Origin of the sequence: Acinetobacter piscicola, from assembly GCF_002233755.1 — a bacterium.
Lineage (GTDB): Bacteria > Pseudomonadota > Gammaproteobacteria > Pseudomonadales > Moraxellaceae > Acinetobacter > Acinetobacter piscicola.
Map to the genome: position 1 here is coordinate 723,163 of NZ_NIFO01000001.1, position 25,830 is coordinate 748,992.

Consider the following 25,830-nt stretch of genomic DNA (forward strand, 5'->3'; position numbering starts at 1 on the left):
ATCAGTATCATGATTTGAGAGTTATACGATTTTAATACAAGTACTTAGATAAGATTGAGGTTGCTATGCAAACACGTATTGAACATGACACGATGGGTGATGTTGAAGTGCCAAGCGAGGCGATGTGGGGCGCGCAGACGCAACGAAGTGTAGAAAACTTTAAAATTGGTACAGAGCATATGCCTCGCCCGATGATTCGTGCGATGGGGTTGGTTAAAAAAGCCGCGGCAATCACCAATGCTGAGTTGAATCAAATCCCGCAGGAACTTGCTAAATATATTGTCGATGCAGCAGATGAAGTGATTTCTGGACAATGGGATTCTCAATTCCCTCTCGTGGTTTGGCAAACAGGTTCAGGTACGCAAAGTAACATGAACTGCAATGAAGTTATTGCCAATATTGCCAATCAAAAACTCGGTAATCCTTTAGGTTCACAAAAGCCAGTACATCCCAATGATCATGTCAATCGTGCTCAATCGACCAATGATTCGTTTCCAACAGCTATTCATGTCGCTGCTGCATTGCAAATCAACGAACTACTGATTCCTGCTGTAAAACGTTTAAGAGATACCCTGAATCGTAAATCTGAAGAATTTAACGATATTGTGAAGATTGGACGTACCCATTTACAAGATGCTACGCCGTTAACGTTAGGGCAAGAATTTAGTGGATATGTGTCACAACTGGATCATGGTCTAAAACGCTTACAACAAGCTTTAGTGTGGTTGTATGAGCTTCCTCTAGGTGGTACGGCTGTAGGTACAGGTTTAAATGCCCATCCTGATTATGCAGAGCAGGCTGCCGCACAATTGGCGCAATTGACGGGTTTACCTTTCATTAGCAATCCAAATAAATTTGAGGCTCTAGCAGGCCGTGATGCTGCTGTATTCGCTTCAGGTGCTTTGAAAACCTTGGCAGCAAGTTTAAATAAAATTGCCAATGATATTCGTTGGTTAGCCAGTGGACCTCGTTGTGGACTTGGTGAATTATCCATTCCTGAAAATGAACCTGGTTCTAGTATCATGCCTGGAAAAGTCAATCCTACACAATGTGAAGCCATGACCATGGTTGTTGCACAAGTGATGGGGAATGACACCACCATTAACTTTGCTGGTGCAGCAGGTAATTTTGAATTAAACGTTTATATGCCTGTTATTGCTTATAACTTAGTTCAATCTGTGCAGTTACTTGGTGATGCATGTAATAGCTTTGATGAGCATTGTGCGGTAGGTATTGAACCGAATCGTGAGAAAATTGATTATTTCTTACATAACTCACTCATGTTAGTGACCGCTTTAAATCCAGTCATTGGTTATGAGAATGCAGCCAAAGTTGCTAAAACAGCTTATAAACAAGGTAAGACTTTAAAAGAAGTTGCTGTTGAATTGCAATTGGTGACACCTGAGCAGTTTGATGAAGTCGTGCAACCTGCAAAAATGGTGCATCCGAATGCAAAGTAAACCTTAAAGTAATCGAATCAATTGAACATAAATCATCAGCAATAGTTTGTATCTCGATTCGAAGTGCGTACAATATGCATTAGAGTTTTATTGTTGATGATGGTTATGCTAGATATTTATTTAACGGATGTTCAGGAAAATGTGCAATTTAAGGATTACCCAAGTGAGCATCCTGTTAAATTTATTTTAAATTTCAAAAAAATATTTCCAAGTGTCATGGAGTTATTGCTTCCTGTTCTTCCAGATGATGAAGATTTAGATAAAATGACTTGGGAATCAAATACTCAAGATTTTGAAATATTTAAAAATTTTCTTACAGGTTGGGGCGTGATCGAATTACGATTACAGGCCATTCGCCAATATAAAGATAAAAGCTATGCAGATCAGTTGGTGAAAAAAGCTCAAGTAAAACGTAAAGAATTTGCCAAGCAACAAAAGCAACTCACAACAGTTGAATTAGATTATTTATTTATGCATGAAATACATGCATTGATCGATGCTGAGTTGGTTGAACTCGGCGAAAAATTCTATTTACCAGTTTTACGTGATCTGTGGAAAAATACTGTTTCAAGCAAAGTATTGAATGCGAGATTTGATTGATTTGTCTGTGTAATAGGAAGGGACAGTTTAAGACTGTCCTTTTTTATTTCTGCAAACTTTAAGGGATTAGTCACTTAAATTTTTTTGAAAAAGCAAAGTAATATTTATCTACAAAAAACAGCATAAAAAATATAATTCAATCAAAAATCATCATTTATAATTTATTTGCACGACTTTATGAATAACAAGCAGGGAATAAAAAATGCCGAATCATTTTCAAGCACTGATCGAAAACCGCCGTACTATTTACGCGATAGGTAAGAATGTTAAACAAAATACAGATGAATTGATTGAGATTATTGAAAATGCGATTGTGCATGCACCTTCAGCATTCAACTCTCAAACTTCACGTGCTGTCTTATTGTTTGGTACAGAACATACAGCCTTTTGGGAAATGGTTTTTGATAAATTAAAAGAGTTTCTTCCAACGGATGAGGCTGTTGCCGCAACTAGAGGCAAAATAAATAGTTTTGCAGCAGGTGTTGGTACTGTTTTATTTTTTGAAGATATGGATGTGGTGAAGTCTTTACAAGAGCAATTTGCATTATATGCAGATAATTTCCCGGTTTGGGCAGAACATTCAACGGGGATTGCTCAATTTGCGACATGGACTGCATTGGCAGAAAATGGTGTAGGTGCATCTCTACAACATTACAATCCAATTATTGATGATCAAGTCCATGCGAAATGGGAAGTTCCTACAAATTGGAAATTACGTGCGCAATTGGTATTTGGTTCAATTGAAGCGCCAGCAGGCGAGAAATCATTTATTGATAATGCAGTACGTTTTAAAGTTTTCAAATAATTGTTTGAGCTAAATCATAAAGGCAGATCTCCGTTATCTGCCTTTTTATATGGCTTAAATGACTTTGTTGTTTTGTGTAGTTTGCCTTTATTATTTTTAGTTGATGATCGAGTTTCCTCGGGGATATATTCATATTTTTAGAAGAAAAGTAATGTATTTATTAGTTGAATTATACAGTTTGTATGAAAATTCTAGAAAAAATAACGCTAAATTCATATTTTTTAATTATTTTATAGAAAATTTAGCACCTAAATTATAGATTTATACATAGTCAGAATATTGATCAAGATGACCAATTCACTCTGATTTACTTAATATTATATTTTTAGACTAAACCCTGAATAAACAAGCGAGTATTTACAAGTAACCGTGAAATAAGCTTTAAAATAGTGTAAATATGCACTATAGTAGAACAAATAAAGTTGAGCGTTGCGCTTGGTTTTTAATCAATTGGTCGTGTACCAGTTTACAGGCGGATTCTTCACTTTTAGCTTTTTTCTCAATATGAGCAATCAATTGTGTTAAGACGAAGTGGTTTGCTGTTTGCTTTCGCAACAGTGTTTTTACAGTTCGCGGTTTTTCTACAGCCGTTATTACCTACGCAATATCAAATTGCCCCGGTGTGTGAACTTGTCACTTCATCTTTATTCACAGCATCCTCGATTGTATCTTCAGACCAAGAAATTTCACATTATCATCATTCAGAATCGAGTCGTGCATTCGTCCTTGATCAAGATCATCATACAAACGCAAATGAACTGAATAATAAACACAGTCATCATCAACACGATCTAAATCATCAATGCCCATATTGTAATTTTTATGGACATCTGATCATGCCGCCAGAATTGGGCATAAAAGAGGCATTGGTTCGTATTCAAGTGCGTTTATTGGCATTTGTTGAAACTTTTCAGCATGTTTACTTTCAACTTCAACGTTTATATCTAATTCCTCAAGGTCGAGCCCCGCCAAGCTTTACATAAGTTTTAAGTTTCACTCATCAATATATTTTTAGAATTATTGATGGATAAACAATATCTTATGTAGAGAACCTATATGTATCTATTCTTAAATCAATTGATTCAAGATCATGTATTGAATCATCCGCTGTTTTTGTTGAAAAAAACAGCAATAAATAAGCTACAGACAGCTGCTTCTGTTCAAGTTTATGCTTTAGAAACAATGCTAAAAACACGTATTGAACAATATATCTTCATTAATCGTTGTAATACTTTTGAATTCAACCATGCTGCTATTTGTGGTTTGAAAATGGGTAAGGTGGTGCTATGAGTTTAGGATTTACCGCACTTGAATTGGCACGGATACAATTCGCATTCACTGTGTCTTTTCATATTATTTTTCCAGCAATTTCGATTGGTTTAGCCAGTTTTCTTGCCGTTTTAGAATGGCGTTGGTTAAGAACCAACAATCCTGTTTATCAAGACTTATTTAAATTCTGGGTTAAAATTTTTGCTGTTGCCTTTGGAATGGGCGTAGTTTCAGGCGTGGTGATGAGTTACCAGTTTGGAACGAACTGGAGTGAGTTCTCACGTGTCGCAGGTTCAGTGACTGGACCATTGCTGGCTTATGAGGTGCTGAGCGCATTTTTCTTAGAAGCAGGCTTTTTAGGAATCATGTTATTTGGTTGGGGACGTGTAGGGCCAAGAGCACACTTTTTTGCAACGGCAATGGTCGCACTCGGCACATGTATTTCAATGTTTTGGATCTTGTCTTCGAACAGTTGGATGCAGACACCGCAAGGTTTTACCATTGAGAATGGCATCATCGTGCCGCAAGACTGGTTTGCAATTGTGTTTAACCCATCATTCCCATACCGTTTAGCGCATATGGCTGTAGCTGCTTTCTTAGTTTCAGCTTTATTGGTTGCTGCAACAGCTGCATGGCATCTGCTCAAAGGCCGCCGTGATGCCTTAGTGAAAACATCATTTTCTATGGCAATGTGGATGATTTTGGTGCTAGCACCATTACAAGCGATCATTGGTGATAATCACGGTTTAAACACTTTAGAACATCAACCTGCAAAACTCGCTGCGATTGAAGGGCATTGGGAAACCAATAAAGGTGAGGGTATGCCTTTGTATTTATTCGGTATTCCAGATATGGAAGCTGAAGAGACCAAATATGCGATTGGCATTCCAAACCTGGGTAGCTTGATCATGACGCATAGCATGGATGGAGAGGTGAAAGGCTTAAAAGAGTTTGCACCTGAAGACCGTCCAAATTCCTTAATCGTGTTTTGGAGTTTCCGAATCATGGCGGGTCTTGGTGTGTTGATGATTCTCCTCGCATTTATGGCACTGGTTTTGCGTAAAGGCGGAAAAATTTATGAAAATAAATGGTTACATCGCTTTGCATTTGTGATGGGGCCATCGGGGTTCATTGCTTTACTTGCAGGTTGGTTTACCACAGAAGTGGGGCGTCAACCGTGGGTGGTTTATGGTGTAATGCGTACTAAAGATGCCTTATCGCCAGTTTCGGCAGAACAAGTTGGTCTTACTTTGATCATTTTTGTTGTCGTGTATTGTGTTGTATTTGGTATCGGTATTTATTACATGCTGAAGCTTATGCATAAAGGACCACAGTTTATTTATTCAGCACCTGAAGAAGGTGTGGTTCATAGTGAAGAAGCGGTGATCCTTGCTTCTAAACGTCCATTAACAAGTGTTGATGAAAGTGTCGATTCAGATTTCAAAGCTGACGATGGCAATGAACAGGAGCGTAAATAATGATTGATTTATCTCTGATTTGGATTGTAATTATTGCCATTGGTGTATTTATTTATGTGGTACTTGATGGTTTTGATTTAGGTCTCGGTATTTTATTTCCATTCGTTAAAGATAGTCGTGAACGTGATGTGATGATGAATACTGTCGCACCAGTTTGGGATGGTAACGAAACTTGGATGGTTTTAGGCGGTGCAGCACTTTATGCCGCATTTCCAATGGTTTATGCAACGGTTTTGTCTGCTTTATATCTGCCTATTATTTTTATGGTGGTTGCACTCATTTTCCGTGGTGTTGCGTTTGAGTTTCGTTTTAAAGCCAATAGAACTAAGCATTTGTGGGATAAAGCTTTCATTGGCGGATCTATTTTTGCGAGTTTTTTCCAAGGCATGATTTTAGGTGCTTATATTCAAGGTATTAAAGTTGAAAATCACATGTATGCAGGTGGCGGTTTCGATTGGCTTTCACCATTTACGATTTTCACAGGTGTTGGCGTCGTTGTGCTTTATGCAGCGCTTGGTTGTGGATGGTTAATTTTCAAAACTGAACTTGATCTACAAGATCGTATGTATAAGTTAATGCCTAAATTGATCATTGCTTTGTTTGTCATTTTTGGCGCAGTAAGTATATATACACCACTGGCACATCCACAAATTGCAGAACGTTGGTTTAACCCACAACAATTGATGTATTTTAGCCCTGTGCCGATTTTGGTGGTTGTATTTACAATTTTGGTGTATCGCTCATGTAAGAAACGTAATGAATTAAGTCCTTTTCTCTATACATTGGCCTTGGTATTTTTAGCTTATACAGGTTTTATGATTAGTCTTTGGCCTTATGTTATTCCGCCGTCAATTACGATTTGGGAAGCTGCTGCGCCTGCTAGTAGTCAACTATTTGCATTAATTGGTGCATTGATTTTGATTCCAATTATCTTGATTTATACAGGACTTTCTTACTGGGTTTTCCGTGACAAAGTACGTATAGGGGATGACGGTTATCATTAATTTGATGATTTATAGAAGTGAATCGGATTGTAATATCTGATGTAACAATGCAGTTGCTTGGGTTATATGATTTAAAATAGCCTAAGCGATTTCAAACCAATAACTGAAATTTGGAGAGATATAAATCAATGAAACTTTCTCAAACTCAATGGTTTATTGTACTTTGGATCGGTGGTTTTTTAACTTTGGCCATTATTGCTGGATTTTTTAGAATATTAATTCAGATGGCATACTGATCAATTATGATTTCAAAGAGGTCTTTATTGACCTCTTTTTATTTTTAATAAGAAGGAGCTTGGCAGGTTTAGATTTTGATATATTTTTAAATAGCCTAAGTAATAAAAATACTTTTAGGATTTCCAATTAATCAAACCATTGAATTATTTTTTAATAGTTATTGGGATTTGAATTTATCTATAGGTACTTTTAATGGCTTAGCTTGGAAGAAAGAAAAACCATAGATATAAAGCCATGAGTAAATTTTTATTAAAATTTACTCAATAAAACAATAGAAATATTAAGAATGGCTAAAATAAAGATGAAAGTATTTTAAATTTATTAAAGCCAGATTTGAAATATGTAGCAAAAAAACTAAAAAAGGAGAAAATTTACATAATTGTAGTGACTGTTTTATTTTCAAAATTAACGCAAAATCTTATAAAGAATAAGGCGAATCAGGAGTAAAACGATGAAAAGACCTTCTGTATTTTTATTTCAAGCTGAGAATGCGTCATATACTTCGGCGGTATTTTCATCCTATAAATTAGCGCAAACTTGGGTATATGAAAATGGGTTATCTGGAGTCATTATGGAATATCCTTTAGATGTTTCAAGTTATGATTGGTCTATTTCAAAAAACTATTTTAAAGTGAAATCTCCGATTGATAAATCGCCAGTTTTTATTGGAAGTTTCGTATCGACATATCAATTACAATGGCATTTCCAACATGGTAGATTTATAGACAAATTCTCAAGTAAACTTTTAAAAACACCATAAAATAGCCTAAGCAAAGATTTTCATAATTTCTGCTCTTAAAAACTCATTTCTAGAATTTTCTTGTAAATCCTTATGCCAATAAATTCCCATATTCAAAATGGGTAATTCAATAGGGTGTTCATAAATATGCACATTTTCATCAATTTTCATATGTTGCAAAATTTGCTTTGGAATGGTGAGCATGGCGTTACTATGTTGGGCTAAAACTTGTAATGCTGTGGAATAATGTTGGCATCTTAAAAAAATCTGACGACTAAATTGTTTACGATTGAGATGAATGTCCTCAAGTAACATACCTGTGCGCCTTGATGAAACACCGATATGAGAAGCAGAAAAATATAACTCACTATTCATTTCTCCTTGCTGAGTGCAGACCACAAAATGATCTTCAACGAGGCTTTGATATTGGACTTTATCGCCATAATTTTGTTCCAAATCGATAATAAAATCGACTTGTTGCGAGGCTAAATCAGCGACTACATTTTTACGATCGAGCTTGGAGCTTAGAAATTGAATGTTAAGCTTTAAATTTTGAAAATGATTGATTAACTTAGGAAAAATAATCGGTTCAATTTCATCATGGACTGCAATTTTCAATGTCTGAATCAGACTTGGATCAAATTTCTGCTTTTGTTTTGAAATGTTTTGAATTGAAAATAAGGCACTTTTAATTGGTTGATAAATTTGTTCAGCAAAAGGCGTAGGCAACATTTTTGAACCTGCTCGTACAAATAAGTCATCTTGTAAATGTTGTCTTAAGCGTTGCAAAGCATGGCTTGCTGCCGATTGGCTTATACAGAGTATTTGAGCGGCTTTAGAAATATTTTTCTGCTCATAAATCGCAATAAAAAGCGGGTATAAATTAATATCAATATGGTTAAAGAGTGCCACATCAACATTGGTTTTATTATGAATCATATTCATAGTTAGATATTGAATTAAACCATTTTGTTCATAATAGTTTTTCAGTTAATGTGTTGTAAAGCGTGATAAACAAATGTATTGATTTTTAGCATGATAAAAATCTAAGTACAGCACTAAAAGGAAAATGACCATGTTTGAACTGTCAGCACGTGCACAAGATTTTATTGAACGTAGCAAAGCATTTATAACAAACGAAATTGAACCTGTAGAAACGGCGTTTTGGAATGAAGTTCATCATCTCAATCAAGGTGGTGATTGGACACAGTGGCAATGGCCCGCTCAGTTGGAAGTATTAAAAAACAAGGCAAAAGCAGCAGGGCTGTGGAATATGTTCCTACCCGATCCAGTGTTAGGTGCAGGTTTATCTGTTCAAGAGTATGCACGCGTTGCAGAACTTTCAGGTCGTAGTTTAATTGCGCCAACAGTATTCAATTGTAATGCACCTGACAGTGGCAATATGGAAGTCTTATGGCGCTATGGAACAGAAGCTCAAAAAGAACAATGGCTTAAACCTTTGCTTGAAGGGGAAATTCGTTCTGTTTTCTGTATGACTGAGCCTGCTGTTGCATCATCTGATGCCACCAATATGCAAGCTACTGCGGTTATTGAAGGTGATGAAATTGTTTTAAATGGTCGCAAATGGTGGTCTTCAGGTTTAGGTGATCCAAACGCCAAAATCATTATTTTTATGGCACATACACCTGATACGACTAAAGATCGTCATCATCAACATTCAATGGTTTTAGTTCCTGTAGATACACAAGGGGTCAAAATCGAGCGTATGCTTCCAGTTTTTGGTGATTATGATGCTCCTCATGGTCATGGTGAAGTCAGTTTTAATCATGTTCGTGTACCTATAAGCAACTTTATTGGTGGTGCAGGGCAAGGTTTTGAAATTGCACAAGGTCGTTTAGGTCCTGGTCGTATTCATCATTGTATGCGTTGTATTGGTGCTGCTGAAAAATCTTTAGAATTGATGATTGATCGCGGGATGAGCCGAACAGCATTTGGCAAAGAAATATTAAAACTCGGTGGGAATTTAGAACGTGTGGCTGAAGCTCGAGTTGCCATTGATCAAGCAAGATTACTGACTTTGTACGCTGCTTATAAAATGGATACTCAGGGCAATATGGCGGCACTGACTGAAATTTCAGCCATTAAAGTTGTTGCGCCATCTGTCTTAGAAAAAGTGGTCGATATGGCCATACAAATTCACGGCGGCGAGGGCGTATCTAGAGATACACCATTAACAGGATTTTTTGCTCAAGCACGTGCTTTACGCTTAGCCGATGGTCCTGACGAAGTTCATAAAGGGATGATTGCTAAATTAGAATTGAAAAAACGTGGTTATGGTTCACGTAAAAAGTAACAGTTTAAGCATTGAAAAATAACTGTTTTAGTATACAGATAGTATCTAAGACAGTTCAAAACGGAATTGCATTATTTCGTTGAAACATCATTGATTTTTAGAATACGCAAGATTCAGGGAAATAACATGTCAGTCATTGATATTGGTGGAAATGTACGTGAAGGCGAAGAGCTAGACGTTCGTGCTGTTGGAAATTGGCTTATTGAAAATGGATCTGAAATTTCAGGTGCGGTGGAAGTCACTCAATATTCTGGCGGTGCATCAAACTGGACATATCGCTTAAAATATGACAATGCAGATTTGATTTTACGTCGCCCACCGAAAGGGACAAAAGCAAAATCAGCACATGATATGACCCGTGAATATAATGTGCAAAAATGGCTAGCACCTTATTATCCCGTTCTCCCTGAAATGGTTGCACTTTGTCAGGACGAGTCCGTGATCGGTTGTGAATTTTATGTGATGAAACGTATTGAAGGTATTATTCCTCGTGCAAAATTACCACCTGAATTAAATTTTAATGAAAAGCAAGTGCATGAACTATGCGTGAATGTGCTCGATAAATTAATTGAATTACATCAAGTTCCTTACCAAGGCACAGCACTGGAAAAACTGGGTAAAGGTGATGGCTATTGTCGTCGTCAAGTTGAAGGATGGGATCAGCGTTATGAAAAAGCGCATACCATCAATGTACCAAGTTTCAAATTTGTTCGAAAATGGCTACATGAAAATATTCCTGCTGATTCAACCAGTTGTATCATTCATAATGATTGGCGATTTGATAATGTGATTTTAGATCCGCAACAGCCAACGAAAGTGATTGGTGTTTTGGATTGGGAGATGGCAACAATCGGTGATCCATTGATGGATTTAGGTTCTGCGTTGGCTTATTGGGTTGAAGAAACAGATAATCAAATTTTTAAATCAACACGTCGCCAACCAACCCATTTAAAAGGCATGTTTACGCGCAAAGAAGTCGTTGATTATTATTTGGAAAAAACAGGTCTACAACCTGAAAATTGGACATTTTATGAAGTGTTCGGGATTTTCCGTTTGGCGGTGATCGCACAGCAAATCTATTATCGCTATTATCATAAACAAACGGATAATCCTGCATTTAAAGACTTCTGGATCGTGATTCATGCTTTACATATTCGTGCATTAAAATTGATTGGTGTGCATAAATTAGAAGCTAATGAAATAGCACATAAATATATGGAAAAATTTAAGGAAATTTTAGGAAAATGACCACAATTTATTTGATACGTCATGGGCAAGCTTCTTTTGGTGCAGAGAGTTATGACAAGCTTTCTCCTAATGGGGAGTTACAAGCCAAACGATTGGGTCAATATTTCAATAAAATTTTGAAAGAAGAACCTTATGTGGTTGCGGGTTCGATGCAACGACATCAGCAAACGGCGCAATTTGCATTGGCTGAAAGTTTTCCTGATACGCAGATCATTACTGATCATTCTTGGAATGAATTTAATCATCAACAAGTATTTGCGCAGTATGATTCACGATTTAATCAACCACATTTACTTCAACAAGATGTTGCTAAAGAAAGTAGCCCACGTGCTTATTTAGCTAAGATTTTTGAAGGTGCAATCGATCGTTGGACCGGTGGGGATTATCACCATGAATATGATGAATCATGGCCAGATTTTAAAAATCGTGTAGAAACAGCATTACAGAATTTATGTGATGAGCTGGCAAAAACCAAACCTCGTTATGCTGTGGTATTTACTTCAGGCGGCGTGGTTTCTGTGGCCGCAGGAAAATTATTGGAACTGAGTCCGAATAAGACGTTTGCACTGAATTGGGCAATTGCCAATGCAAGTTTAACCACCTTGCGTTTAGTTGGAAATGAGCCGCAATTACTCAGTTTAAATGAACATCATTTTATTAAAGCCGAAGATCCACAATTATTGACGTGGATTTAACGATTTTTATCTGATGAATAGACTTTTTGCATAAGTCGAGTTGTGATGAACATTTATTTATAATGGAAGTTCCCTCTCCTTTTAAAGGATGAGCGTTATTACGCGCAAGAGGGTGAGGATTTATATGATAAATTTCCCTCATTCTAAGCTTCTCCCTGAGCCATATATGGCTCAAGAGAAGGGACTCTTAACATTCATTTTCGATCACTTTTGACTTATGCAAAATATCTAATAACTAAGGGAATATAAGGAAAAATAGCATGGCAAAGACGATTTTAATCACGGGTGCAAGTTCAGGTATTGGTGCAGGAATGGCACGTGAATTTGCACAAAAAGGCTATAATTTGGCTGTGTGTGCACGTCGTTTAGAACGATTAGAAGCTTTAAAACAAGAGCTTGAGTCTAAATATGGCGTAAAAGTTTTGCCTAAAGTATTAGATGTAACCCATTACGAACAAGTGTTTCAAGTTTTTCGTGAGTTTAAACAAGAGTTTGGTACGATTGACCGAATCATTGTCAATGCGGGTGTAGGTGACGGACGTCGCATTGGTAACGGTAAGTTTGAAATTAATCGTGCGACTGTGGAAACTAATTTTATTTCTGCTTTGGCACAATGTGAAGCTGCTGTTGAAATATTCCGAGAGCAAAAATTTGGTCATTTGGTGGTGATCTCATCTATGAGCGCTATCCGTGGCATGCCAAAACATTTAACCGCGTACGGTGCAAGTAAAGCAGGTGTTGCGGCCTTGGCTGAAGGAATCCGTGCAGAATTGATCGATACCAAAATCAAAGTATCAACCATTTTCCCTGGTTATATTCGTACCGAAATTAACGAAGGTGCGAAAAAATTACCGTTTGAAGTGGATGTTGAAACTGGCTCACATCTTCTCGTTAAAGCCATTGAAAAACAACCTGTAAAAGCCTATGTCCCACAATGGCCATGGTTACCATTGGGTTTAGCGATGAAAATATTGCCTTTAAAATGGGTGAATAAACTGGGTTAACTCTTATTTAAAATCAAACGTGTAAACATTTTTATTCACGCTGTTTTATTTACAAATGGATCTTTTAAAATTTGGCTTAAATAGAACAGCGTGAAATAAATGAAGATTAAACGGATTTGGAATTTTTAATCATAAAAATTTGATTATTAAATAATTTCTAAATTTTAATGCAGTATTTATGACGATGGTTGCACTATGTTTTTGAAAGTATCTACACTGCTATTAATACCATCCCTTGTTATTCAAGGCTATCGTGTTAAAAAATATACACCACGATTAGAAGAGGCGAGTGGACAACGACAAGGTAAGATGGGTAAAGGCAAAGCCTTGTCTGTTTTAATCCTTGGAGATTCGGCAGCCGCAGGTGTAGGTGTTGAACATCAACAAGATGCTTTACTCGGAGCTTTATTAAAAGAATTAGAACATGACTTTGAAGTTTATTATCAATTAGAAGCTAAAACAGGTGATACCACTTTACAAGTTCTAGAAAGAACAAAACAGCTGAATCATCAATCCTTTGATGTGGTGATCACGTCTGTTGGGGTAAATGACGTCACCAAGTTGATCTCGCCCAACAAATGGATTTTACAACAGCAACAATTTTATGCAGAAATTGAGTCTCGATTTTCTCCTAAGAAGATTGTGGTGACTGGTGTTCCACCAATGAATTTATTTCCAGCTTTACCCAATCCACTAGGATGGTTACTTGGGCAATACTCCAGTGCGATGAATCAGCAACTAAGTCAATTTGTAAATACAAAGCCAGATTATCAATTGATTCGATTTGATTTAGCTCATTTTAAAGCATTAAATTTGCAAATGGCTGAAGATGGATTTCATCCAAGTAAAGATATTTATCAGCTATGGGCAAAAGAAATTTCGCAGGTTATTTTCAATAAATTTCAATGAATCATCGCTATTTTAATGCGTCATTTTCACAACTAAATTTAATCCAAAAGCACTCAATAACTTTAAGATTGATTGCAATGTTGGATTTGAATCTGCTTGTTCCATTTTTTGTAAAGTTTGAGGTGCAATTTTCGTGATTTTCGCCATTTCAGGTAGGGTTAATCGCAATTCTGTACGAAGAAATTTAGCAATTTGATGAATTTCCCACTCAGGATGTAATTCAATCATGTCTAGAACTTGCTGTTTTCTTTGAATTTGCTCAATTGGACTGAGTGTTTTAAAGCGTTTATCCATATTATAGTTTCTCCAATTGCTGGCAAATATTTTGAATTCGATACTCGTAAATTTAAATCGTATAATATTTACTCATAATTTTATTGAAATAGAAGAATATAAAGAAAACAGCAGGCTAATATTCTATTTTAGTAAAATATTAACCTGAAAAATTAAATTTTTAAATTGATATTGAAATAAAATGATTTAAGTCCACAATACCAATGATAACCTGAATAATGTCTGCTTATGTCAAGTTCTGAACAAATTATAGAAACCCACCCACTGAAACCTTTTTTACCTCAAAACGCCAAGCTTTTGATGTTAGGAAGCTTTCCACCGCCTAAAGAACGTTGGAAAATGGATTTTTATTATCCAAATTATCAAAATGATATGTGGCGGATTTTTGGAGTGATTTTTTTTAAGAACAAGGATTATTTTTTAGATTTACCCAATAAAAACTTTAAAGAACAAATAATTAAAGATTTTCTCATTGAAAAAGGTATTGCTATTTTTGACACGGCGTATCAAGTCATACGTTTAAAAGGCAATGCAGCAGATAAGTTTTTACAAATAGAAACTGCAACAGACATCAAACAACTTTTAGATCAAATGCCGAATTGCTATAACATCATGACCACAGGTGATAAAGCCACAGATACATTGATGTTATCGATGCCTGAAATGACTGAAAAACCGCAAATAGGGCATTCGTCTACAGCAATATTTGCAGATCGAGATATCACTTTATATAGAATGCCTTCATCTTCAAGAGCTTATCCACTTGCATTAGATAAGAAAGCAGAAGCCTATCATAACTTATTTAAAGAAACAGGCTTACTATAAGTAAGCTTAATTTATTTCAAGCCTCAAAACCGAATATGACATTTACGAAAGCTAAGCATTCAGAATGTAAATAATTAGACGCTATTATTTAAGCCCTCAAGCAAACTTCTTTGCTATCACAACACATGCAACCACAGCAATACTAACTAGAATCATCGCAGGACTGATATGTTCACCCAATAGCACAGCAGATAACAGCAACCCTATAAAAGGTTGAACCAGTTGAATTTGCCCAACTTTTGCAATGCCACCAAGTGCTAAACCTTTGTACCAAAAAACAAAACCGATCAGCATACTAAACAATGAAACATAGATCAGTGCAAGAATAGGGGCAATACTCATATTTGAATAATGCGCTGGAAAATAATAGACGCTACCAAATAACATGATCGGTAAAGCTATTACCAAAGCCCAGCAGATCACTTGCCATCCACCTAATTCACTCGATAATTTACCGCCTTCAGCATAGCCCAAACCGCAGACGAGGATCGCGGCTAACATATAGAAATCACCAAGTGTCAGGCTTAAGCTTTTATTTTCAAAGAACATGAAAATAATCACTAAACAGCTTCCCAAAATCGCAAATAACCAAAACTGAGAAGAAGGTTTTTCTCCGCCACGCAACACTGCAAAGATTGCGGTCGATAAGGGCAACAGGCCGACAAAAATAATCGCATGTGAAGATGAGACCGTTTGTAATGCAAGGGCTGTAAATAATGGAAAGCCGATAACAACACCCAATGCGACAATAATAAGTGCTTTAAATTGCTGAAAATTTGGTTTAAGTTGTCTGAATATAATCAAAAGTATTAAAGCGATTATTCCTGCAATTACGGCACGTGATGTGGTTAAAAATTCAGGTGTAAACCCGAGTACGCCAATACGGGTTGCAGGTAATGAACCTGCAAAAATAACCACACCAATCAATCCATTTAACCAGCCTTTTGAAGCTTGATCCATTTGCAAATACTCATCATCTTTTAATGGATTAAAGCAATGAGGGATCATCTATTTATATATACAATCTAGAACAATTTGTGATAACTGTACTGCTCAATCAACCAGTACAATTTGTATTATTTTTGAAGAGTTATTATGCTTAGCGGATACCCATCTTGAATGATTAAAGAAAATGGCGAAAACTAAAACGTATAAAACAAAAATTAATATTGCAATTGATATTATCAAACAACAAATTGCCAATAAAAGCTTAATTGCAGGTTCACGCTTGCCTTCAGTACGTCAATTAGCAATACAATTAAACTTTTCCGTATCTACAATCGTCGAAGCATATACACGCTTAGTATCTGCGGGTATTTTAGAGTCGCGGATTGGTGCAGGTTATTTTGTCGTTGGGCAAGCAAAGCAAATTCAAATATTTGAAACAAAAATTCAATATCAAAGAGAAATTGACCCGCTGTGGATTTCAAGACAGTCTTTAGAGGCAAAACCTGATGTTTTAAAACCGGGTTGTGGGTGGCTGCCAAGTCACTGGATGCCAGAACAAACCATTCGTAAGGCATTAAAGCAAGTTGCAAAATCTGAAATCAGTTTAATGACTGATTATGCTGTGCCAAATGGTCATTTAGCCCTTAGACAATGGATTGCACGACGTAAACAAAATTATGATTTAAGCATTGATTTAGAACAAATTTTAATTACAGATTCAGCAACTCAATCGATCGACTTGATTTTTAGGCTTTTATTACAAGCGGGTGATGTTATTTTGATTGATGACCCATGCTATTTCAATTTTCAAGCTTTGATTAAAGCACATCATTTAAAAGCAGTCGCAATTCCATTTACACCGCATGGCCCTGATATCGAACAATTTAAACAAGCTTTAAATTTAAAACCTAAAATATATTTAACCAATTCAGGTATTCAAAATCCTACGGGGTAAGTCTATCCATTCAAACGGCTTTTCAAATTGCCAAACTTGTTGAACAAGCAAATCTAATGATTATTGAAGATGAAATATTTGCAGATTTTGAATATCAACATGCACCACGCTATGCATCTTTGGCAGGCTTTGAACATGTGATTCAAATTGGCAGTTTCACTAAAACACTTTCAGCAGCAGTGCGTTGTGGTTATATTATTTCCAATCAAGCGAATATTGAAAATCTAATAGACTTACGCATTGCCACAAATTTTAGTCATAGTAATTTAAATGCAGAAATTGTTTACCATGCATTGATGGATAGTAGTTATTTAAAACATATCGATTGGCTTAAAAAACAGCTCGTTAAAGCAATGAATGAAACGATTCATAAATTGGCAGTTTTAGATATTCAGCCATGGATTATTCCCAAAGCAGGAATATTTCTATGGTGCACATTACCAAAAGATATTTTGGCTTCTGATTTATCTAAATATTGCCTTAAAAATGGGGTCATTCTTGCACCCGGAAATGCATTTAGCCAAGCGGATGGCGCAGAGCATTTTATGCGTTTTAATGTGGCACAGTGTATCGATAAGCGTATATTTGATGTACTTGAGTCTGCAATTAGAGAGATTCGAGAGCATGATCATTTTGACTATGATTGATAGTGACTGAAAATATTGGAAAAATTCATTGAATAATCAGGATTTCATTCATTTGACCTGTGCAAACTCGATTGCTTATTGATTTGATGTTTTTAAATTCGGTTCTTTTGAATAGCTTCCTAATTTTCAAGTGATTTGAAACTTCATACAGAACACATTGAAATTACCTGTAACACCGATTATAAATAAGCATTGACTCAATAACTTTATTAAAACGATTTATTATAAGGATCTAATATGAGTTTTACAGGTGATATCAAAGATTTTCGACAACCCATGATCACATCATTAGGCATTATGATGGGGTTTATTCTTAATTTTTTAGCTGGATGGGCAATCGAAGGAACGCCTGAGCATCCTGCATTAGAAAGTTTATCTGATTGGGTCATTGTTCTAACACTTTTAATTTCTTTAATTTGCATGTTAATTGTCGTCTATCGACTATTGAGCAATAAAACTTATGATGATGCTCAAGCAATGTATTACACAACTTTAAAGTTATATATGTTCAGTATTTGCATTGCATTTCTCGGTATTATTTTTGCGCTGTTTATATAATCGTTGATCGTGTTTAGGGAATCGTGGTAGTGATTCCACTCAGCGTTGGTCAATCAAAATAGTTTTGCAAAAATTGAAACAAATAATTTGATTTATCGAGTGAAAACACATGCAAATACAAGAAGTAGCGAGTCCTATAGATTTAAAAGACCCACAAGAAGCATTGCAATGGGCCAATGAAGCCAATATCAAACGACCTTGGCGTTATGAGTTTTTTGACTTATATGTAAATAAAATCAGAAGCTTGAATAAAGGTAATATTCATGTCTTAGAAATAGGTTCAGGCCCAGGGTTTCTTGCTAAACACTTATTACAACATTGTAAAGACATAAAATATACCGCTGTTGATTTTTCTCAGGCGATGCATGAACTGTCAAAAAGTAAGTTACTTGCTGAAGAATTAGATCGTGCGGAATATCGAATTGCGGACTTTAAACAAGCGGATTGGTACAAAGATCTTGGACAATTTGATATGGTAATTATTCATCAGGCATTACATGAATTACGCCATAAAGCCTATGCATCATTGTTTCATCAGCAAGTTAAAAGATTGTTAAAAGAAGATGCAGTTTATTTTGTTTGCGATCATGTTTTTGCAGCAGAGGCTATGCAAAATAATCAGCTTTACATGTCAGTTGAAGAACATTTTCAAAGTTTGGAAAATGCAGCCTATCAACAAGTCATATTGATCAAAGATTACAATGGCTTATATCTGTTTGAGTGTAAGGTTTGAGACTTATAAAACTGAGTTTTAATTGATCGTCAATTTAAGCTTTTCTTAGAAAAGTAAAATACTAAGCAGGTTAATTGACTGAATATGAATAACAACTAATTTTGTAATGATAAAGTAAGTTTCAGAACATTACAAATTGGTTTTTTATTACATCATCCATTCAATAGGTAAATAAGAGACACTGTGCATCATCAGCCTTTGGAATCGAGTGGTCTCAGGATCTGTTTTATATTCAATCGTCTTTCCATTTGGGCCATGATCTAACCAAATAATTTCGCCCTGATTGTCCAATTTTAATTCATAGGCAACGGTGTGTAAGGTTTGATCTAACAAACCAGAAATTTGTTCTTGAAGTGGATCAGATGTAACCACTAGGCCGACTTCTGTATTGAGATTAAATGAACGTGGATCTAAGTTAAATGAACCAATAAAAACTTTGTCATCAATATCAATAAACTTTGCATGTAAGCTTGATTTATTTTTACCTTTTTTAGGAATTACATTTCCAGTCACGACCTCATACCAAGTACGGCGTTTACGCTCAATATAAGGTTTAAACTCATAAAGTTCGACTCCATTTTTGAGTAAATCCACACGATATTTTTGATAAAAAGCATGCACCAAGGCAACATCATTAGCAACGAAAGAATTGGTCAGCACTCTGACTTTTACATTTTGCTTAGGAAATTGATTGATAAAATCTGTCCCATCTTTTGTAGGAACAAAATATGCAGCAATCAAATCCATCTCTTGCTTAGGGTCGCCCATATAGTTACGAATTTGATGATAGATCAGTTCATTATCTTGAGCTTGACCAAGGGTTTTATTGGGGGAGTCAGCAAGAAATTCCGCAAAGGCCCAATCTACCTTATTTTGATTTAATTCATTCGCTAGTTCTTTTTGTTCTAAATTTACTTTTTCATCTGTTGGGTGATTCGATTGTCCTAATTTTACAAAGGCTTGACGTAAATCGAGCAAGTCTTGTTTAGAGCCTTTGTCAATGAATGCTTCAACAGGATAGCTGAGTTCAAAGTTCCAAAACTCTTGAAATACTTGGTTAGCGTGATGAACAGCATTGCCTAAAAACAAAATATCCATATCGCTAAATTGAAAGGATTCGCTCGCATCAAAATATTCACTGCTAATATTGCGACCACCTGTTACGGCAATTCCACCATCTGCAATAATCAGTTTGTTATGCATACGATGATTAATGCGATTTGCTCGTAAAATATAGTCAATAATTCTAAAATTCCTGAATTTGTACGGATTATAAAATTTAATCGAAATATTAGGATGTGTAATCAAAGCACTTAATTGGCGGTCTATTTTAGTACCATTTTGATCATCAATCAGTAATCTAACTTTAACCCCACGATCCGCAGCGGTTAATAGCTCCTCTAACATCAAATTGCCAATAAAATCATCAGCCCAAATATAGTATTGTAAGTCTAAGGTATATTTTGCTTTTCTAATCAAATGAATACGAGAGGCGATGCTTTGATAAGCATCACTCATCGCTAAATAAGCGGTTAATCCCTGAGCGAGTTTTTTCTGTGCATCAGGATCGTTATTGATCCAATGATCTGTATGCATGGCAATGCGTTGTTCTTGTTTAGAATGATTCATAGGCAAACTACATCCTGTCAAAGCGATCATGAAAGATAAAATCGGTAAAATTCTGAATTTTTTCATCTTTTTAGTTGATGTTTGCTGAATATTAAAATCATATCATTACTTTTAAGTTGAAGCATTAAACTTAGCCAAGCGTACTGTTAGTCGTTTGTTAAATTAAAGTCTGTATGAGTTTTATAAATTTAATATAAAAGTAACACTTTTTTTGCTATGTTTAACTTTTAAAGTAATAAAAGTATCTTTATGAAAAATATTGCATTTTTAGCTGTTATTGTAACTTCATTATCAGCATGTTCATCTGTTCAAACAACAGATTCAAGTCAAACTAAACTGGGTTTAGCCAATCCAGCAAGTCAGTATTGCGTAGAACAAGGTGGCAAATTAGAAATTGTAAAAGAAACCAATGGCGAAGTCGGCTATTGTCATTTGAAAAATGGCGAAAAGGTCGAGGAGTGGGCTTTGTTCCGTCAGAGTCAAGCACGATGTGTTGCTGAAGAAGCTGTAAAATTGGTTGGTCAAACAAATTTGACTGATGAACAAATTAAACAGAGCACCAAAGCACAAACCATTCGCCGAGTTGCGCCAAATCAGCCAGTAACGATGGATTATCGTGAAGATCGAGTGACTGTGACCATAGAACCAATAACGAAAATAATTACACAAGCCACTTGTGGTTAAAGGGTTATTTTCAAAGTTATAGATCATTGATTTAAAAACATTTAATATTATAAAATTAAAAAACCCAAGTACATTCACTTGGGTTTTTTAAAGATAAATGATTCAAAACAAATCATTTAACCTAAGCATTAAGAAGTCGCTTTAATCACTTCTGCAACTGAATCTGCAACATAATCAATGTTCTTTAAATTTAGACCAGCAGCGCACATACGACCGCTACGGACTAAATAAATCGCATATTTATCTTTTAAAATATCAACTTGTTCAGCAGTTAAGCCAGTGTAGCTAAACATACCTTGTTGCGTCGTAAGATAATCAAAATTACGTTCAGGTAAGGCAGCAGATAATTTTGCTTTTAAAAGCTCACGCATTTGGATAATACGTTCACGCATTTCTTTCAATTCAGCATGCCATTTTTCAGTCAATGCAGCGTCATTCAAAACATTATTTACAGCTAAAGCACCAGTCGTTGGTGGGCTAGAGTAGATACGGCGTACTGTTGCTTTTAATTGACCTAAAACTTTTTGTGCAGTCGCTTGGTCATCACAAATAAAGCTTAAACCACCGACACGCTCACCATAAAGTGAGAAAATTTTAGAGAATGAATTACTTACAATGAAGTTCATACCTGATTTGTCTAAAGCACGAATCGCATAAGCATCTTCTTCTAAACCTTGACCAAAACCTTGATAAGCAATGTCTAAGAATGGAATCAAATCACCAGCTTTCAGTACTTCAATCACGCGATCCCACTCAGCAGGTGTTAAATCCGCACCTGTAGGGTTATGGCAACAAGGGTGTAGTAAAACAATACCTTTGGCAGGAATTTGTTTTAAATCTTCCAACATGCCTTCGATATCGACACCATTGCTTGTTGCATCGAAATAACGGTAGAAATGCGAGTTAATTCCTGAACCATTAAAAATCGCAATATGATTTTCCCAAGTCGGTTGGCTTACCCAAACGTCTGATTCAGGAAAATACTTTTTAAGGAAGTCAGCGCCAACTTTTAATGCACCAGAGCCACCTAAAGTTTGAATCGTTACAGCACGACCATCTTTACGTGCTTGACTGTCTGTACCTAAAACAAGCTTTTGGGTTGCTTCGTTATAAGACTTTAAACCATCCATAGGTAAATAAAGCTTTACCTTGTCATTGCTTGGCTCAATATTTTTTAAAGCAGCTTTGACTGCTTCAAGCTGAGGAACAATGGTGTCCTCATTGTAATAAAGACCAATACTTAAATTTACTTTATTTGTCCGTTCATCCTTACCAAATGCTTCCATTAGGGAAAGGATCGGATCACCTGCATAAGGATCTACATGTTGAAACATGGTTGAAAGTCCTAAATCAAACGAAGATATTCAAGACTGATCATATATGTAATTTGAAGGATGACTCAACAGCAGATTTAGGTTTATTTTAAATAATTTATTCAACTTTAGCTTATATTCAGCTTATAACAGCCTGAAAAGTTGCATTTGATCGTTGTAATCGGTTTTTTGAGCATTTTTTTGATCTATCCACTTCGAACGATTAAATATTATAGATAAAGTATTGAATCCTTTTCTTATAATAAATTTGTAGATAAATCATTAAAAACATTGTTGATACGTATATTTCTTGCCATCATATTCACTATTGAATTGGCTTTTTGGACGGTTTTAAAATGTTACTCAATTATCAATATGACCAGGTCACAACTGCTACAGATGCTTCTCCGACATTGGTTTTGATTCATGGATTATTTGGTAGTTTAAGTAATTTAGGCATGGTAGCCCGTGTGTTTCAAGGGAAATTCAATATTTTACAGATAGATGTAAGAAATCATGGTCATTCAGCACACTCTGAAGAAATGAATTATCTACTTATGGCTAGTGATGTTTTAGAAACCCTTGATCATTTAAAAATTCAAAATTTTATTGTGATTGGACACTCTATGGGTGGGAAAATTGCGATGAAACTTGCGGATTTAGCTCAAGATCGTTTAGAAAAAATTGTTATTTTAGATATGACACCATTTGCATATAAACAAAATCATCATGATCAAATTTTTAAAGCATTGCTCGCGGTGGAAGATGCTCAAGTTGAATCGCGTAAAGATGCAACAGAGATTATGCGCCAATACTTAAATGAAGAAATGGTGATTCAATTCTTATTAAAATCATGGAATAAGGGCAAGTGGTTGTTCAATGTGCGTACCTTGTATAAGGACTATCCCGATATATTGGGCTGGGATCAGCAACGTACAAATGCAGTTCCTATCTTATTCATTAAAGGTGGAAATTCTCCTTATCTTGCAAAACCTGAACATTTTGAAGCAATTGAGCAGCAATTTAGTAACCATCAGATTCAGGTTGTTGAAAATGCAGGGCATTGGTTACATGCGGAAAAACCTACGGAAGTGAATCAGCTTATTACGACTTTTATAGAGGCTTAGTAAGTAAGTCTTAACCATAGTTTATGTATATTTTATATTCAATTGGATATAAGAAATACTGGTATGATTTTACAAGGTGATTTCTATATTATAATTTAATTAAAATATATGACTCTCTTAATAAGAATTATCGTATTAAATTAAAGGAAAATCGAGGAAATTGGATTTATGTGGGAATTTATTCATAAAATAATTCTATTGTTTTTAGAAAGGAAAAATAAATTTAAGTCTGCTGAAGATAGATATAATCGTAGAGCTAAATACTTTGATAACCTAAAAATTATTACTGATTTAAATATAAATGAAATTGAAAAGAGAGCACTTCGTAATTCGGCTGCTCAGGAACTTGCTGGAAGTCAGTTAATATCATATGAGTTAATGCATTATTTAATAGAAAATAAAAATATTACGAATTTTGAAATCGTTTCTAGGAATTTAGCTCTTTGGGATAATTGTTTAAATGTTATAAGAAATAACAATAATCAAATTGTTGGTATTTTTTTGAATAAAAGAACTTATATTAGAGAAAAAATAACAATGTTTTTATTATCATCTTTTATGGTATTTTTCCTATTTATTTTTATTGTAACTTTTAAGAAAAATGTTCTTTGGTTACAGAATGTGCTGTTGCTTCCTGAGCATATTTCTATAATGATTTTAATCAGCTTGTCTCTACTACTATTGCTATTTATCTTATTTTTTTATTTTTTAACTATAATGTTATTTGATCTTAAAAGAATAGTTAAGCTAATTAATCGTTAAAGAATTGATTGATATTTGATAAATAAATCACATCCATTAATTAGCTTAAACTCATGCTAACATATTGAAAATACAAACGAATGTAGCTATATGCAATCTATACCGATCCAATACAGACTAAGCGGATTTTACTTTTGGTACTATACAATTGTTGGTACGTTTTTGCCTTATTGGAGTCTATACCTTCAAGACCAAGGATTTAACTACAAAGAAATCGGTTTACTTTCATCTATTGCAATTTTAACGCGTATTTTTGCTCCTTTTATTTGGGGCTTTATTGCAGATAAAACGGGCAAGCGAATGCTATTGGTTCGTGTAGCCACATGGATGGAAGCTACGATTTGGTTTTTAATTTTTATTATTCCCAATAATATGCAATCTATTGCATTGCTGATGTTCATTTTTAGCTTTTTCCAAAATGCCATACTTGCTCAATTTGAAGGCGTAACTTTGTTTTGGCTAGGTGATAAACATACTGAATATTATGGGAAAATTAGAAAATGGGGTTCAATTGGTTTTATTGTCGGTGTATTTAGCATAGGTGCGATTCTAGAGATTATTGATATCCATTATTTACCAATGATGTTGTTATGCATTGCATTTACTGCATTCATTTGGTCATTTTCAATTAAAGAACCCAGTGCTGCACCTAACGCTCAAAAAGCGCTCGAACCCTTATTGCCAATATTAAAAAGACCCGTTGTTGCTGCATTCTTTTGCATTGAATTTATTATGCTTTTTGCACAGGCACCATTTTATAGCTTTTATAGCAACTATCTAAAAACATCAGGTTTTAGTACCTCTGAGATCGGCTTTTTATGGTCAGTTGGTGTCATTGCAGAAATTATTATGTTTAATCATGCCAATTCCTTTTTGTCTCGTTTTTCGTGGCGAAACCTCATCGCTATTTGCTTAATAATGACCTGTATCCGATTTTTATTGGCTGGTTTTTTCCCTGAAAGTTTCTTTATTCAGTTTATTTCACAAAGCCTACATGCATTTAGTTTTGGTTTATTCCATATTCTTGCCATGCGTATTATTTTGCAGAATTTTACAGCAAAACAACAGGGTAGAGGGCAAGCTTTGTACAGCACCATGTGGGGCTTGGGTGTGGCTTCAGGAAGTATTTTAGCCGGACAATATTGGGAAATATTATCAGGAACAACCATTTTTATTTGTGCAGGTTTGTCAGCATTAATAGGCTTATTTATGGTGAATTTCTTACCGAAAACGATTTATCAAGCTCGTTAAAAATCATCAGTGTCTTATTGTTCATCTGTATTTAAATTAACTCAAATTTAAAACAAAACAAGCTTGATTTTTTGTACTTTAAGTAATTTCATAAAAACATTATTTTATAATGTCAAAATATCAACACGGCGTCCTGAGCACATAGATTTGATGTAAGTTCTAAAACTTAAAATCTAGTTGAGTTCTGCAAATCTTACAAAGGTAAAGAAATTTATTGAACAGAAACATATTAGAGACTTAAGGTTTTATGTGAATTGAATGGTGCGCCATTTAAACCTATAGCAATAAGTCTTTTATAATCGAATGTTTAAAATATATTTGTTATTCACCAATTAAAATGTC

26 protein-coding genes and 1 pseudogene are annotated in these 25,830 nt (G+C 35.2%); 22 read left to right on the forward strand and 5 right to left on the reverse strand.

Features of this window, described 5'->3' with window-relative positions:
* Nucleotides 1-65: 65 nt before the first annotated feature.
* The 9 genes from fumC (at nt 66) to CDA10_RS08370 (ending at nt 7,613) form a co-directional block, all read left to right on the forward strand.
* Nucleotides 66-1,460 (forward strand): class II fumarate hydratase, encoded by a 1,395-nt coding sequence (gene fumC / locus CDA10_RS08330; RefSeq protein WP_089605135.1) that lies wholly within the window; start codon nt 66-68, stop codon nt 1,458-1,460.
* A 105-nt stretch (nt 1,461-1,565) separates the two neighbouring features.
* Complete coding sequence (locus CDA10_RS08335; protein ID WP_089605194.1) at nt 1,566-2,060, forward strand: hypothetical protein; 495 nt, start codon at nt 1,566-1,568, stop codon at nt 2,058-2,060.
* Nucleotides 2,061-2,262: 202 nt separating this feature from the next.
* Nucleotides 2,263-2,865 (forward strand): nitroreductase family protein, encoded by a 603-nt coding sequence (locus tag CDA10_RS08340; RefSeq protein ID WP_089605136.1) that lies wholly within the window; start codon nt 2,263-2,265, stop codon nt 2,863-2,865.
* Between the two features lie 518 nt (nt 2,866-3,383).
* On the forward strand, nt 3,384-3,848 hold the full coding sequence (locus CDA10_RS08345; RefSeq protein ID WP_089605137.1) for a DUF2946 family protein: 465 nt from the start codon (nt 3,384-3,386) through the stop codon (nt 3,846-3,848).
* Between the two features lie 73 nt (nt 3,849-3,921).
* On the forward strand, nt 3,922-4,155 hold the full coding sequence (locus CDA10_RS08350) for a hypothetical protein (protein ID WP_089605138.1): 234 nt from the start codon (nt 3,922-3,924) through the stop codon (nt 4,153-4,155).
* A complete protein-coding gene (locus CDA10_RS08355) occupies nt 4,152-5,612 on the forward strand; it encodes a cytochrome ubiquinol oxidase subunit I (protein WP_089605139.1) in 1,461 nt (486 codons plus the stop codon). The genes CDA10_RS08350 and CDA10_RS08355 overlap by 4 nt, the downstream gene beginning before the upstream one ends.
* A complete protein-coding gene (gene cydB / locus CDA10_RS08360) occupies nt 5,612-6,616 on the forward strand; it encodes a cytochrome d ubiquinol oxidase subunit II (protein WP_089605140.1) in 1,005 nt (334 codons plus the stop codon). Before CDA10_RS08355 ends, cydB begins: the two co-directional genes overlap by 1 nt.
* Before the next feature lie 128 nt (nt 6,617-6,744).
* On the forward strand, nt 6,745-6,852 hold the full coding sequence (locus CDA10_RS08365; protein WP_089605141.1) for a DUF2474 domain-containing protein: 108 nt from the start codon (nt 6,745-6,747) through the stop codon (nt 6,850-6,852).
* A 452-nt stretch (nt 6,853-7,304) separates the two neighbouring features.
* Nucleotides 7,305-7,613: a DUF7710 domain-containing protein gene (locus tag CDA10_RS08370; RefSeq protein WP_089605142.1), complete on the forward strand. Its 309-nt coding sequence runs from the start codon at nt 7,305-7,307 to the stop codon at nt 7,611-7,613.
* A gap of 6 nt (nt 7,614-7,619) precedes the next feature.
* Here CDA10_RS08370 and CDA10_RS08375 read toward each other — a convergent pair whose 3' ends face one another.
* Complete coding sequence (locus tag CDA10_RS08375) at nt 7,620-8,537, reverse strand: LysR family transcriptional regulator (RefSeq protein WP_089605143.1); 918 nt, start codon at nt 8,535-8,537, stop codon at nt 7,620-7,622.
* 130 nt (nt 8,538-8,667) lie between these two features.
* On the opposite strand from CDA10_RS08375, the gene CDA10_RS08380 reads away from it, so the two are divergent.
* From CDA10_RS08380 to CDA10_RS08400, 5 genes are all read left to right on the forward strand, one after another.
* Entirely contained in the window at nt 8,668-9,906 is a 1,239-nt protein-coding gene (locus CDA10_RS08380) for an acyl-CoA dehydrogenase family protein (protein ID WP_089605144.1), read from the forward strand.
* 126 nt (nt 9,907-10,032) lie between these two features.
* Nucleotides 10,033-11,154: a phosphotransferase family protein gene (locus tag CDA10_RS08385; protein ID WP_089605145.1), complete on the forward strand. Its 1,122-nt coding sequence runs from the start codon at nt 10,033-10,035 to the stop codon at nt 11,152-11,154.
* Complete coding sequence (locus tag CDA10_RS08390; RefSeq protein ID WP_089605146.1) at nt 11,151-11,849, forward strand: histidine phosphatase family protein; 699 nt, start codon at nt 11,151-11,153, stop codon at nt 11,847-11,849. The genes CDA10_RS08385 and CDA10_RS08390 overlap by 4 nt, the downstream gene beginning before the upstream one ends.
* A gap of 260 nt (nt 11,850-12,109) precedes the next feature.
* Nucleotides 12,110-12,853, forward strand: coding sequence for an SDR family oxidoreductase (locus tag CDA10_RS08395; RefSeq protein ID WP_089605147.1), 744 nt, complete (start codon nt 12,110-12,112; stop codon nt 12,851-12,853).
* A gap of 195 nt (nt 12,854-13,048) precedes the next feature.
* On the forward strand, nt 13,049-13,762 hold the full coding sequence (locus CDA10_RS08400; protein ID WP_089605148.1) for an SGNH/GDSL hydrolase family protein: 714 nt from the start codon (nt 13,049-13,051) through the stop codon (nt 13,760-13,762).
* 12 nt (nt 13,763-13,774) lie between these two features.
* Here the strand turns inward: CDA10_RS08400 and CDA10_RS08405 are convergent, their stop codons facing one another.
* Entirely contained in the window at nt 13,775-14,056 is a 282-nt protein-coding gene (locus CDA10_RS08405) for a helix-turn-helix domain-containing protein (protein ID WP_089605149.1), read from the reverse strand.
* Between the two features lie 228 nt (nt 14,057-14,284).
* Here CDA10_RS08405 and CDA10_RS08410 point away from each other — a divergent pair, with 228 nt between their 5' ends.
* Nucleotides 14,285-14,881 carry a uracil-DNA glycosylase family protein gene (locus tag CDA10_RS08410; protein WP_089605150.1) on the forward strand — a complete coding sequence of 199 codons (597 nt, stop codon included), beginning with the start codon at nt 14,285-14,287 and terminating at the stop codon, nt 14,879-14,881.
* Between the two features lie 96 nt (nt 14,882-14,977).
* On the opposite strand, the gene CDA10_RS08415 is transcribed toward CDA10_RS08410, so the two are convergent.
* Complete coding sequence (locus tag CDA10_RS08415; protein ID WP_089605151.1) at nt 14,978-15,841, reverse strand: DMT family transporter; 864 nt, start codon at nt 15,839-15,841, stop codon at nt 14,978-14,980.
* A 172-nt stretch (nt 15,842-16,013) separates the two neighbouring features.
* On the opposite strand from CDA10_RS08415, the pseudogene CDA10_RS08420 reads away from it, so the two are divergent.
* From CDA10_RS08420 to CDA10_RS08430, 3 genes and pseudogenes are all read left to right on the forward strand, one after another.
* Nucleotides 16,014-17,431, forward strand: a pseudogene (locus tag CDA10_RS08420) (aminotransferase-like domain-containing protein).
* 237 nt (nt 17,432-17,668) lie between these two features.
* The gene (locus CDA10_RS08425; RefSeq protein ID WP_089605152.1) at nt 17,669-17,989 is read left to right on the forward strand and encodes a hypothetical protein; all 321 of its coding nucleotides are present in this window, start codon (nt 17,669-17,671) and stop codon (nt 17,987-17,989) included.
* Between the two features lie 109 nt (nt 17,990-18,098).
* A complete protein-coding gene (locus tag CDA10_RS08430) occupies nt 18,099-18,722 on the forward strand; it encodes a class I SAM-dependent methyltransferase (protein ID WP_089605153.1) in 624 nt (207 codons plus the stop codon).
* A 147-nt stretch (nt 18,723-18,869) separates the two neighbouring features.
* Here CDA10_RS08430 and CDA10_RS08435 read toward each other — a convergent pair whose 3' ends face one another.
* A complete protein-coding gene (locus tag CDA10_RS08435; protein ID WP_089605195.1) occupies nt 18,870-20,351 on the reverse strand; it encodes a phospholipase D family protein in 1,482 nt (493 codons plus the stop codon).
* Between the two features lie 249 nt (nt 20,352-20,600).
* Between CDA10_RS08435 and CDA10_RS08440 the strand changes: the two genes are divergently transcribed.
* Nucleotides 20,601-21,035, forward strand: a complete 435-nt coding sequence (locus tag CDA10_RS08440) for a putative hemolysin (RefSeq protein WP_089605154.1) — start codon at nt 20,601-20,603, stop codon at nt 21,033-21,035.
* A gap of 128 nt (nt 21,036-21,163) precedes the next feature.
* Here the strand turns inward: CDA10_RS08440 and CDA10_RS08445 are convergent, their stop codons facing one another.
* Nucleotides 21,164-22,369: an amino acid aminotransferase gene (locus CDA10_RS08445; protein ID WP_089605155.1), complete on the reverse strand. Its 1,206-nt coding sequence runs from the start codon at nt 22,367-22,369 to the stop codon at nt 21,164-21,166.
* A gap of 335 nt (nt 22,370-22,704) precedes the next feature.
* On the opposite strand from CDA10_RS08445, the gene CDA10_RS08450 reads away from it, so the two are divergent.
* The 3 genes from CDA10_RS08450 to CDA10_RS08460 all read left to right on the forward strand — a co-directional run bounded on the left by CDA10_RS08450 (nt 22,705) and on the right by CDA10_RS08460 (nt 25,488).
* Nucleotides 22,705-23,475 carry an alpha/beta fold hydrolase gene (locus tag CDA10_RS08450; protein ID WP_089605156.1) on the forward strand — a complete coding sequence of 257 codons (771 nt, stop codon included), beginning with the start codon at nt 22,705-22,707 and terminating at the stop codon, nt 23,473-23,475.
* A 168-nt stretch (nt 23,476-23,643) separates the two neighbouring features.
* Nucleotides 23,644-24,237 (forward strand): hypothetical protein, encoded by a 594-nt coding sequence (locus CDA10_RS08455; protein WP_089605157.1) that lies wholly within the window; start codon nt 23,644-23,646, stop codon nt 24,235-24,237.
* Nucleotides 24,238-24,327: 90 nt separating this feature from the next.
* Nucleotides 24,328-25,488, forward strand: a complete 1,161-nt coding sequence (locus CDA10_RS08460; RefSeq protein ID WP_089605158.1) for an MFS transporter — start codon at nt 24,328-24,330, stop codon at nt 25,486-25,488.
* Nucleotides 25,489-25,830: the final 342 nt, after the last annotated feature.